Raw genomic sequence first — 11,414 nt, 5'->3', positions numbered from 1 at the left:
TCATACATCTTAATTGAACCGCCGTATACCGAACGGTACGTACGGTGGTGTGAGAGGTCGGGAGTTAATCACTCCCTCCTACTCGATTTTCCGTTTGATTTGATCGGCGACTTTTTTGACAACTTTCTCGACACCACCCGGGGCATCCAAGTCATGATAGAGCGATTTGTACGGAATTTCCATGACCGGCTTCTGGCCTTGCGGGGCCGGGTCGCTCAAATAGACGAAATCGCCGGCACCATCCGGCGCGCTGCCGGTCGCCCATTTGCCTTGGCTCGATTCATTGCCTTCCGACAAGTCCCAAAACTCGAGACCGTGTGGCTCAGCCTCTAACTCATCCTTGGCAGTGAAGGTTGCCGGTACGATGACGCCGTTCTTCTGTTCGAGCTCATCGATGGCCGCCATCCATTGATATTGGTGATAGCGATCACGGGCGAGCATCTTGCGGAATACTTTCCGGACCCCTTCATCTTTCGTCATATGATAGAGACGGGCGACTTGGAGTCGTCCTTGCGTCTCGGCATGCAAGTTCGAGCGCATGTCGGCGAGCAAGTTCCCACTCGCGACGATATACGACCCGTTCCACGGCACCCCGTTCGAGTTCGTCGGCAGTCCGCCGAGCCCGCTGACAATCAAATGCTGGGGGTTCATCCCGCCAAGGATGGCTGCCGTCGCCGGGTCTTTGGCCGCCTCGGCCTGGTCGTCCGGTGACGCCCCGTCGAGCAGTTGCGAGATGAGGGCACAGAGCATCTCGACGTGGCCGATTTCCTCGGTCCCGATGTCCATAAGCATGTCCTTATACTTCTCTTCCCCGCGACAGTTGAAGCCTTGGAACAAGTACTGCATCATGACGGTCATTTCCCCGAATTGACCGCCGAGCACTTCTTGGATTTGACGGGCGAGCTGCGGATCCGGACGGTCGACGTTCACTTCGAACTGTAATTCCTTCTGATGGCGAAACATAGAACTCCTCCTTTGTTTGAACAACTGGTAAATGCACGACAAAGGTATAGTTCCACTATCAATATGTATAAAAACCTGGAATTTGAAAAAAATTTACATATACAAGTAGGGGTATGGGTATCGTCTGAGGGTTACAATTGATTAAATCGTGGAATTAGTAGTAACAGATTGATTTTCGTCTATACAGAGAGGAACGACAGCTATGAACAACCTTGAATTCTTGACGACCGAACACTACGACGTGTTCAAACGGTTGGCCCAGCGCCTCCATAATCCCGGTGACGTCAAGAAAGAGTATTTCTCCGCCCTATACGTGATTGCCGGGAATGAGCGGGTGCGGAACCTCCTCTTGCCGTACATGGACCTTGAGCAAGGGAAAATCAGCACGGCGACCATCATCGACGACAACACGTTCGAGAAGCAGGATTTCATCCTCGTCAAACTCGTCATCCATTTGTATAACAACAAAGAATGGGTGCTCCCGACCGAGCTGATTACGTTACCTGAACCGGATTACCAGCTCGCGATGCAGGCGATCACGCTCTGTCGCGATCAACAATTCGATGAGGTGGTCATCCCGAGCGACCAAGAGACCTGAAGCAGGTCTCTTTTTTTGTTTCTCGTTCCCAAATGAAGGGTAATTCATCCATGCATTCGAAACCGTTGGATTTTCCTGAAGGAGGGACACGTATGTTACAAGATTTTCCGAAATCGTATTGGCGCGATGTCGTCGTGAAGACGGTCAACCCGCTCAACGAAGATATTCAGACCGAGGTCGTCGTGGTCGGGGCTGGCATCGTCGGCGTACTCGCCGCCTTGCAGTTGGTCGAACGTGGGAAGCAGGTCGTCTTGGTGGAAGCAGCCCGTTTCGCGACCGGTACGACCGGTTATACGACGGCTAAAGTCTCGGCCCAGCATGGCGTCGTCTATACCGAACTGGTCAAATCGCTCGGGGAGGACAAAGCGCGGCTCTATTATGAGGCCAATATGGACGCGCTCCGTTTCCTCGAGGAGCAAGTCGACACGCTCGATATTGACTGTGACCTCGAGCGCCAGCACGCCTATATGTACGCCCACTCGTCCTCGAGCTCGGCGAAACTGCTCGAGAAAGAAGAAGAGGCCTATGAAAAACTCGGAATCGACGGCGGTGACGCCACGGACGAAGTGAACGGTCTCTTGCCATACGACGTCAAGAAGGCGACCGTCATGCGCGACCAGCTTCAATTCCATCCGGTCAAATACTTGCAAGGGTTGATGGACCGCTTCCTCGAACTTGGCGGGACGCTTTATGAGATGACGCGGGTGACGGGAATCGAGTACGGGACGCCACATCGACTCGAGACGATCACAGGTCATTCGATCGAGGCGCAAGATGTCGTCGTCGCGACCCATTTCCCGTTCAACGACTTCAAAGGTCTCTATTTTGCGAAGATGGAAGTCGAGCGCTCGTACGTCGTCTCGGCCGAGGTCGAGACGTTCCCGGAAGGCATGTTCATCAGCGTCGACAAACCAAGCCGTTCACTGCGGCATGTCAAACTCGACAACGGCAAAAAGATGGCCATGTTCGGGGGCGAGAACCATTTGACGGGTCATAAGGAAGAGACGCTCGCCTGTTACGAGAAGCTCGGTGAGTTCGGGACCCGCCATTTCGGTGCCGAGACGTTCAGCCACCATTGGTCGGCCCAAGATTTGATCACGCTCGACAAAGTGCCGTACATCGGCCGAATGACGAACGATACGCCGCACGTTTTTGTCGCAACCGGTTTCTCGAAATGGGGGATGAGCCAAGGGATCGTGGCGGCCCGACTCATTGCCGACTTGGTCACGAATCAACCGAACCGCTATGAGGAGCTGTATGATCCGACACGTTCGAAATGGAAGCTTGCGGACGCGGCCCGATTCATCAAGACGAATGCCGATGTGGCCAAAGAACTCGTCAAAGGAAAACTGAAGCCGACGGACAAACGAGTGGATGAGCTCAGTCTCGATGAAGGTGCCATCGTCAAACACAACGGCGAACACGTCGCTGCCTACCGGGATCCCGAGGGACACGTCTCGATGGTCGGGTCGGCCTGTACGCACATGGGCTGTACGGTCAATTGGAACCAGGCCGAGCGCTCGTGGGACTGTCCGTGTCATGGCTCGCGCTTCAAACCGAACGGGGAAGTCATTGAAGGACCGGCCGTCAAATCGCTTCCGGACAAGGCATGAAATCAATTTGTAAATATTTCTAGAAAATCATGAGATCAAGTCATTACCGAAGCCGACTTGAGGTCCAGCATTTAACAGTCCACCTTTCCATTGTGATGGTTTGACTCTCATCATGTTCGTCCGATAATGATCGCTAAATTTTTCGTTTGAACGGGAGGGCGAACGGAAACATGGTCCATGTAGGAACGCCATCACGGGGAAAGGGTGAACGTGGATGCAAGTGAATCATGGAAAGGCACTGAGTCTCAAACTAGGGGCGTTGCTTGTCGTGTTCATCGCGGTCTTGACGCTCGGGTTTGAAGTTCCGTGGTACCACGCCGCTTGGATTTCGATTGCGGTCGGACTGATCGCCTATGGGGTGGGCGATATGTTCGTGTTGCGGAAGTTCGGAAATATGATTGCGACTTTGGCCGACTTTGGTCTCGTTTTCTTCTTGACGTGGTTCTTCCTGTGGATTTTAGATTTCGATATCGGCACGGAGACGAGCTTCGTCTTGCTCGCGCTTTACACGGCTCTTGTGACCGCCGTCGTCGAGTTTATCTTCCACGGATGGCTGCTCAAGCATAAACGAGAAGAAGCGCATGTCCATTCGACACGATGAAAAGGAGGAAGGAAGATGGCTAAAAACAAACTCGCGATTCATGAGGTGCTAGAGATTCATGAGATGTTGACCTTGAAACAAGCAGGGCTCGTCAAAGGGTATGTGAGCGAACCGCTCATCAAGGACGAAAAGCTGCAGAAGATCGCCCGTAAGCATTTGAAGAACACCGAACAAGCGATCAGTGAACTGAAACAATTGTTGCCGAATAAGGCGTAAGGAGGAGACACATATGGGAATCACCGAAAATTTGAAACGTGCCAGTAAGCAGCGGGACGAACTGATTGCGACCGATTTACTCATCACGGCGAAGTCGGCCGTTCGGGCCTATGCGGTGGCTGTGACCGAGACGGCGTCACCAGAAGTCCGGAAAGTGCTCATCCAGCAATTGAATCAAGCGATTGAAGACCATGCCGAGATCGCCGACTACATGATTAAAAACGACATGTATATGGCGTACGATATCGAAAAGCAGTTGAAGCACGACAAAGAAAAAGTCGACAAAGCGAGCAAATTGATCAAGAAGTGATGGCCGACGGAAACGTCGGTCTTTTTTCGTTTCAGGAATGGTGGCCCGTGGTATCGGATAAGGACTATACGTGAGGGAGGAGACACGCCATGTCTGTAAATACGACGATGCTCGCCATCGTGCTCGTCCTGATGGTGTCGATGATTGCCGCCCCGTTTCTGTTCGTCTTCTATTTATGGCGCAAGGACCGCCATCAGCGTGAGCACTCCGTCCTCCGGAACTTCCCGATTCTCGGCAAGGTGCGCTACATCTTGGAGAAGGTCGGGCCCGAGATGCGCCAATACTTGTTCTTGAACGACAACGAGGCGAAACCGTTCTCGCGAAACGACTATGAGGCGGCCGTTATTTCCGGGAAATATAAGTCGCGCATCATCGGGTTCGGCTCGGAGCGAGACTTCGAGCGGGGCGGGTTCTATCTGCAGAACGTGCTCTATCCGACGAACCGGAACGAGCTCCGCATCGATAACAGCGAGACCGTGACGACGCATCTCTATCAAGTCGAGGAGGACAACCTGTTCACGCGGAAAGAGCGGATTGTCGAACGCGACGTCGGACCGTACTTATTGACAGAAGAGGACAGCATCGTCATCGGGAAACAGACGTGTCGGGAGCCGTTCTATGTCCGCGGTCTCGTCGGTCAGTCGGCGATGAGTTTTGGTTCGCTCGGCGAGAACGCCATCACGGCGCTGTCGATTGGACTCGGTCGGGCCAAAGGGACGTGGATGAATACCGGCGAGGGTGGACTGTCGGACCATCATTTGAAAGGCGGGGTCGACCTCATCTGTCAAATCGGACCGGCGCTGTTCGGCGTCCGGACCGAGGACGGTTCGTTCTCGGACGCGGCGTTCAAAGCGAAGAGTGAGATTCCGCAAGTGCGTGCCTTTGAGTTGAAGCTCGCCCAAGGTGCGAAGACGAGGGGTGGCCATATCGATGGCGCGAAAGTGACCGAAGAGATCGCCCGTATCCGGAACGTCAAAGTTGGCGTCACAATCGACAGCCCGAACCGGTTCTCTGAGTTCAAGACGGACCGAGAACTGCTCAGCTTCATCGAACGGCTGCGAGACATCGGCGGCAAACCCGTCGGCATCAAGCTCGTCATCGGACGCCTCGCAGACGTCGAGGCGCTCGTTCAAGAGATGGCTTCTTCCGGACAGCATCCCGATTTCATCACGGTCGACGGCGGGGAAGGCGGGACCGGGGCGACATACCAAGAGCTCGCGGATTCGGTCGGTCTGCCGTTGAAGGCGGCGCTCCCGTATGTGCATCAATTACTCTTGCAATATGGGATTCGTGACCGTATCACCTTGTTCGCCTCCGGCAAGCTCGTCACGGCAGACAAAATTGCCGTCGCGCTCGCACTCGGGGCCGACTGCATCAATATCGCCCGTGGACTCATGTTCAACGTCGGCTGTATCCAGGCGCAAGTGTGCCATACGAACCGGTGCCCGGTCGGCGTCGCGACCACCGACCCGAAACTGCAGCACGCCCTCGTCGTCGACGAGAAAAGTTACCGCGTGACGAACTATATCATCTCGCTCCGCGAAGGGCTCTATAACATGACGGCCGCGGCCGGCCTCGATACGCCGACGAAGCTGTCGCTCGAGCATGTCGCTTACAAGTATCCCGACGGTCGGGTGAAGCGGGGCGAGGAATTATTCGATGGACAGGCGAAAGACGGATGACCGCGGTCATCCGTCTTGTTGTGTGAGCTGTTGGAACAGTTTGGCATAGAGCCCCATCCCGATGAGCGCCGACAGCAAGATGAGTGTAAAGACGGCAATCGGGGACACGAAGCCCGAGGCGAGCACCGTCACCGGCGCAAGGAACTTGCCGATCGTGTTTTGGAGCGTGTCGGCCGCGAGGTATTGTCCGCGTGATTCGGTCGGGGCGTAGCGGCTGACGAAGCTCTGGCTGACCGGGGAACGGATCAACTCGCCGAATGTGAACACGGTCGTGACGACGAGCAAATACCAGATGTTCGACGAGAAGGCGACGAGGAACGTCCCGAAGCCGGCGAGGAACGTCGACAACAGGAAGACACGTCGTTCGTCCCACGCTCGGAACACGCGCGTGACAGGAATGATGAAGACGACGAACAAGAGCCCGTTATAGGCGACGAGCCAGCCGAACAGGACGGTGTTCGAGACGTCGAACGTGGCCGGGGCCTGTTCAATCAAATAGACCGGTACATACACGTCGAGTTGCATGATGGGGATTAAGGCGAATACGCCGGCAATCAAATAGAGGCGGAACAACGGATCGCGCAAAATCGTCGCATACGAACGCCCTTGGGTGCGGAATGTTTTGGCGACCGTCTTCTCAGGTGAGCCCGGCCGTGTCTCACGGGTGAGCGCCGCGAGCAGCACTCCGTATCCGAACAGGACGAAGGCACAGCCTAATAGGAGCGCTTGGCGATGCTCGAAGAAGAGGACCGCCCCAAGGATCGGACCGAGCACGGCGCCGATATTGTTCGACGCCATGAACGTCGCGAACACGTCGCGTAAATGTTCGGTTGGCACGAGGTCGGCGACCATGGCCGAGCTGGCTGGTTTATAAATCGCGCCCATGAAACCGATGCCGATATAGGTGACATAATCGACGTAGGCGTTTGTTGACACTGCGAAGGCGAGGAATAAGACACCTTGCGCGAACGTCCCGACGAGCATGACGGGACGGCGTCCGATTTCGTCCGCGAGCGAACCGCCGATTAAACTGCCGATCAAAAGAAACAGCGGTGGCACGGCCATGAGCAGACCGGCCAGCTCAACGCCGAGCGTTTGGGCGAAATAGACGGTGATGAACGGGAAGTACATCCAAAACAACAGATTGAACAGCCCTTCACCGAACAAGCGAACCTTCAGATTGAGGTCCCAGCGGTATGATTCCATCGTTGTGCTCCTTTCAAGAGTCTATCTTTACTGTAGGGAGTTGGACCGAGAAAGAATAGACTTATGTTGCGGGATTTGCTAAGCTAAAAATAGAAAAAGCGAATATATAGGCGCTTGTTTGCGCTGTACCATAAAACGAACATATGTTTGTTTAACCTTGTTAAAACGACCCGTCATCACATAGATGACGGGTCGTTTTTGACATACCATGACGAATATCCCTTCGTTAGACCGGGAACACCTAACTGTTGATCATCTAAGGAGGGATTCGATGAAAGCCTTATTCTTGAACTGCTCATTGAAAGGCGAGGGTACGACCTCGCACACGGAAGGGCTCATGAAAGATATCATTCCGCACTTCGACAAACTTGGGGTCGACTCGGAGATTGTCCGTGTCGTCGACTACAACGTCGCGTTCGGAGTGACGGAAGATGAAGGGGGCGGTGACGAGTGGCCGCAAATTTTCGAGAAAGTGAAGGCGGCCGATATCCTCATCATCGGGACACCGCTTTGGCTCGGCGAGAAGAGCAGCGTCGCGACGCAAGTCATCGAGCGGCTGTACGGCGGAAGCGCCTTGACGAACGACAAAGGCCAGGCCATCTACTACAACAAAGTCGGCGGTGTCGTCGTGACGGGGAACGAGGACGGGGCGAAGCATGCCTGTGCGTCCATCTTGTACGGGCTATCCCATATCGGCTTCACCGTCCCGCCGAACGTCGACACGTATTGGGTCGGTGAGGCCGGTCCGGGTGACTCATACATCGATGCCGGCCGCGACAACGCCTTTACGAGAAAGAACGGTCGCGTCATGGCGTACAACCTCTACCATTTCGCGAACCTATTGAAGCAGACGCCAATCCCGGCGGAAGGCAACGTCATGGAGTGACGGACAGCGCGACAGCCCCTAGACATCTAGGGGCTGTTCACATTAGAACCTTGCTCGGAGCTCGATCTTGCGGAACTCTTTCAGCAATAAAATCGAGATGTCGTCGATGAAATGATCCCCGACCCAGCATGGTTCAAAGTGGAGCCAATTCGAATACGAGTCCGGCTGGAGAATCAGAATCCCGTTCGACAGCCAGGCCGTTCGCGCCCGGGTCGCTACACCGTCAATATAAAACATGACGTAGATATCTTTCATTTCATGCAAATAAGTCACGTGCATCTCGACGCCGCGGCCATCCTCACACGTTCGTTTCAGCTTGAGCATGTGAATACGGGTGTGGACCAGAGCGTACGCCTCACATAAGAAGTACCCGCCATGCTCGAACGCATGGAACGCTTGGGCGACGAGTTTGTCAAAGCATGCCTCCATGTCCTGCCAGTTATGATTCCGTCTCCGGAACACGGGCCTGTCTCCTGGTTCATAAAGCTCTTTCGGGATGTAGACGTTATAGTCGTGAAGTTTACGCATCATGCCGGCTCCTTCTATGTCACAAGATATGCTGCTCTTTCATCATACGCCTGCTGAAACGAAAAGAGTTTTACAGAAATTAGTACATTTAATCGACAAATGTATAGAAATCCCATTCATATCAACGTTTGTTCGCAACGAGACGAGCGGATAACTGTCACAGTACAAAAAAACGTCGCCCGAGTTCGACTCGACCGACGTTTACCTCGATTATTTTTTCTCCACCGCATGCCCACCAAACTCGTTCCGGAGGGCAGCGACGACTTTCCCGGAGAACGTGTCCTCTTCGAGCGAACGCTGCCGCATCATGAGCGACATCGCGATGACCGGTGCCGGCACCCCGTACTCGAGCGCCGTCTCGACCGTCCATTTGCCTTCACCCGACGCATGCATGACCCCTTTAATCTCGTCGAGCTTCGCATCCTTATGGAACGCGCTCTCGGTCAGCTCCATCAGCCACGAGCGGACGACCGAGCCGTGGTTCCAGACGCGGGCGACTTGCTCATGGTCGTACTCGAACGGGCTCTTCTCGAGAATCTCGAACCCTTCGGCGATCGCTTGCATCATGCCGTACTCGATCCCGTTATGGATCATCTTCAAGAAATGGCCACTGCCACTCGGTCCGGCATACAAGTAGCCGTTATCCGTCGACACGTCGCGGAACAGTTCCTCGATTTTGCCGAACGCCTCCAAATCCCCACCGATCATCGTACAGGCGCCATGGCGTGCCCCTTCCATGCCGCCACTCGTCCCGACGTCAAAGAAGTAGATGAGCTTGTCTTTGAAGTGCTCGGCCCGCCGCATCGATTCCTTATAGTTCGAGTTGCCGCCGTCGATGACGATATCCCCCGGAGACAACAACGCATGCAGGTCGTTCAAGACGTGCTCCGTCACGTCGCCCGCCGGTACCATCACCCAGACGACGCGTGGTGCTTTGAGCCCGTCGACGACTTCTTCGAGTGACTGTTTCGTCTCGAACTGGCTCGTCGACACGTTGCCCGGGTCGTAGCCGAGGACACGGTGCCCGCCGTCCGTCAAATTGAGTGCCAAGTTCAACCCCATCTTCCCAAGTCCGATCATCCCTAATTCCATATCGGTTCACCCCGTTCGTTGATTTGGTTTCCTTATAAGGGTTACCCGAAATGGATGGACTTCAAAAGAGGGGCGGGATGTCATCGATTCGATAGGCGAGAATCGAACCGACCTTCACTTGCTTGCCGTCACTCAATTCGACATAGTCATTGAGCGGGCTCGCCTCTTTCAACGTCTTCTCGAACGTGAACGCTGCCTCATGTTTTGACCCCCCGTACACGATGAACGAACAAGGCTCTTCCTTCTCTAAAAAGCACGTGACGACATAACGCATCTGCCGATTCCTCCAACCAATGAATGGATTTAAATTTACATTTTCATTACGAACAATACAATTATTACAAAAAATCATCCATTTGTCCCATAAAGGTTTTTGAATATAAGGAAACATACCTAAAAAACAGCACATTCGACTAAATATTGACACGATTTCATACAGGTCCTAATCCAAAAGCAGGACCTTATACGTATGACTGAAATGTGATAACGGTTTCACCTTTACAGAAGCGTGGTACTCTTACAAAGGAATGTCGACGAAACCCTAAACTTTTGATGAGGGAAATCCGATACTTAAAAACGAACGAATATTTCGACATCATTCGGCAATCATTTACCTTTTTTACAAATAATTTAAAAAGCCGCAATGTTTTGCGTGCTAAACTAAAACCTGGTCTATTTCATTCAAGGGTTCGAGGAAAGGTGTTATGTCATGGAAGAGCAAAAGAAAAAGAGAGTCAAGAAACGCCGTAGAAAGAGTTCGCCCGCTAAACGCATCGCGATTATCGCGGGAATCGTAGTAGGGTTGTTCCTACTCATCGGAGTCGGGGTAGCTACATATCTATACAATCAAGTCGATTCGACCGTCGAACGCTTGAACGAGTCGACGGGCCTTAGCCCGGAACGGATGACGACGGAAGCCATCAACGATAAGAAGCCGATCTCGGTCCTTCTTCTCGGTGTCGATCGTCGTGCCGACGAGCAAGGTCGCAGCGACTCGATCATCGTCATGACGCTCAACCCGAACACGGATCAAAGCGCGATGCTCAGCATCCCGCGTGACACGAAGACGGAGATCGTCGGTAAAGACACATCTGACAAGATCAACCACGCTTACGCGTTCGGTGGAGCTGAGATGGCGCTCGACACGGTCGAGAACTTGCTCGACATCCCGATCGATTACGTGGCTGAAGTCGACATGAAAGGCTTCCAAGACACGGTCGACCTCCTCGGCGGCGTCAACGTGACGAACAACTTGGCGTTCACGTCAGGTGAGCACACGTTCGAACCGGGCGCACTCACGCTCAATGGCCCGGAAGCGCTCGCGTATACACGCATGCGCTATGACGACCCGAGCGGGGACTTCGGTCGCCAAGAGCGTCAACGTGATGTCATCACGGCGCTCGTCAATAAAGGCAAAGATGATTTCTCGATCTCGAAGTTCAACAACATGCTCGACGTGCTCGGCAACAACGCCAAGACGAACATGACGTTCAAAGACATCCGGACGCTCTCGAGCGACTATATGGCTGCTTTCAAAAACCAGGACGTCCTTCGCCTCGAAGGAACGGGCGGGAAAGAAAGCGACGGCATCTATTACTGGAACCCGGACGCTGCTTCACTCGAAGACGTGAAGTCGTATCTCGGACAGTTGATGGAACAGTGACGGCTCGCCTCATCCAATCGGATGGGGCGTTTTGATTTGTGCGATAATAAGAAGAA

Annotated in this window: 13 protein-coding genes; 8 read left to right on the top strand and 5 right to left on the bottom strand. The window is 53.8% G+C overall.

Features of this window, described 5'->3' with window-relative positions:
• Window positions 1–78 precede the first annotated feature (78 nt).
• A complete protein-coding gene (locus KNP82_RS14670) occupies window positions 79–963 on the bottom strand; it encodes a manganese catalase (protein ID WP_214828625.1) in 885 nt (294 codons plus the stop codon).
• A gap of 202 nt (window positions 964–1,165) precedes the next feature.
• Between KNP82_RS14670 and KNP82_RS14665 the strand changes: the two genes are divergently transcribed.
• The 6 genes from KNP82_RS14665 to KNP82_RS14640 all read left to right on the top strand — a co-directional run bounded on the left by KNP82_RS14665 (window position 1,166) and on the right by KNP82_RS14640 (window position 5,983).
• Entirely contained in the window at window positions 1,166–1,561 is a 396-nt protein-coding gene (locus KNP82_RS14665) for a hypothetical protein (RefSeq protein ID WP_029594782.1), read from the top strand.
• Between the two features lie 92 nt (window positions 1,562–1,653).
• Window positions 1,654–3,174, top strand: coding sequence for an FAD-dependent oxidoreductase (locus KNP82_RS14660; protein ID WP_214828622.1), 1,521 nt, complete (start codon window positions 1,654–1,656; stop codon window positions 3,172–3,174).
• Between the two features lie 214 nt (window positions 3,175–3,388).
• Complete coding sequence (locus tag KNP82_RS14655) at window positions 3,389–3,775, top strand: DUF2512 family protein (RefSeq protein WP_214828619.1); 387 nt, start codon at window positions 3,389–3,391, stop codon at window positions 3,773–3,775.
• Window positions 3,776–3,790: 15 nt separating this feature from the next.
• On the top strand, window positions 3,791–3,991 hold the full coding sequence (locus tag KNP82_RS14650) for a hypothetical protein (protein WP_029594786.1): 201 nt from the start codon (window positions 3,791–3,793) through the stop codon (window positions 3,989–3,991).
• Window positions 3,992–4,004: 13 nt separating this feature from the next.
• Window positions 4,005–4,301, top strand: a complete 297-nt coding sequence (locus tag KNP82_RS14645; RefSeq protein WP_058764647.1) for a spore coat protein — start codon at window positions 4,005–4,007, stop codon at window positions 4,299–4,301.
• 89 nt (window positions 4,302–4,390) lie between these two features.
• The gene (locus tag KNP82_RS14640; protein ID WP_214828616.1) at window positions 4,391–5,983 is read left to right on the top strand and encodes an FMN-binding glutamate synthase family protein; all 1,593 of its coding nucleotides are present in this window, start codon (window positions 4,391–4,393) and stop codon (window positions 5,981–5,983) included.
• A 6-nt stretch (window positions 5,984–5,989) separates the two neighbouring features.
• Here KNP82_RS14640 and KNP82_RS14635 read toward each other — a convergent pair whose 3' ends face one another.
• Window positions 5,990–7,189 carry an MDR family MFS transporter gene (locus KNP82_RS14635; protein ID WP_214828613.1) on the bottom strand — a complete coding sequence of 400 codons (1,200 nt, stop codon included), beginning with the start codon at window positions 7,187–7,189 and terminating at the stop codon, window positions 5,990–5,992.
• Between the two features lie 271 nt (window positions 7,190–7,460).
• Between KNP82_RS14635 and KNP82_RS14630 the strand changes: the two genes are divergently transcribed.
• Window positions 7,461–8,075 (top strand): flavodoxin family protein, encoded by a 615-nt coding sequence (locus KNP82_RS14630; protein WP_214828610.1) that lies wholly within the window; start codon window positions 7,461–7,463, stop codon window positions 8,073–8,075.
• A gap of 42 nt (window positions 8,076–8,117) precedes the next feature.
• On the opposite strand, the gene KNP82_RS14625 is transcribed toward KNP82_RS14630, so the two are convergent.
• The 3 genes from KNP82_RS14625 to KNP82_RS14615 form a co-directional block, all read right to left on the bottom strand.
• Window positions 8,118–8,606 carry a hypothetical protein gene (locus tag KNP82_RS14625; protein ID WP_214828607.1) on the bottom strand — a complete coding sequence of 163 codons (489 nt, stop codon included), beginning with the start codon at window positions 8,604–8,606 and terminating at the stop codon, window positions 8,118–8,120.
• Window positions 8,607–8,813: 207 nt separating this feature from the next.
• A complete protein-coding gene (gnd, locus tag KNP82_RS14620; protein ID WP_214828604.1) occupies window positions 8,814–9,695 on the bottom strand; it encodes a phosphogluconate dehydrogenase (NAD(+)-dependent, decarboxylating) in 882 nt (293 codons plus the stop codon).
• Window positions 9,696–9,756: 61 nt separating this feature from the next.
• Window positions 9,757–9,969, bottom strand: coding sequence for a hypothetical protein (locus KNP82_RS14615; RefSeq protein WP_029594793.1), 213 nt, complete (start codon window positions 9,967–9,969; stop codon window positions 9,757–9,759).
• A 435-nt stretch (window positions 9,970–10,404) separates the two neighbouring features.
• Here KNP82_RS14615 and KNP82_RS14610 point away from each other — a divergent pair, with 435 nt between their 5' ends.
• Window positions 10,405–11,358 carry an LCP family glycopolymer transferase gene (locus KNP82_RS14610; protein WP_214828601.1) on the top strand — a complete coding sequence of 318 codons (954 nt, stop codon included), beginning with the start codon at window positions 10,405–10,407 and terminating at the stop codon, window positions 11,356–11,358.
• The last annotated feature ends 56 nt before the right edge of the window (window positions 11,359–11,414 follow it).

Origin of the sequence: Exiguobacterium sp. s26 (assembly GCF_018618235.1) — a bacterium.
GTDB lineage: Bacteria > Bacillota > Bacilli > Exiguobacteriales > Exiguobacteriaceae > Exiguobacterium > Exiguobacterium chiriqhucha.
The sequence above is the reverse complement of the archived record's forward strand: the minus strand, read 5'-3'. Positions and strand labels throughout refer to the sequence as shown.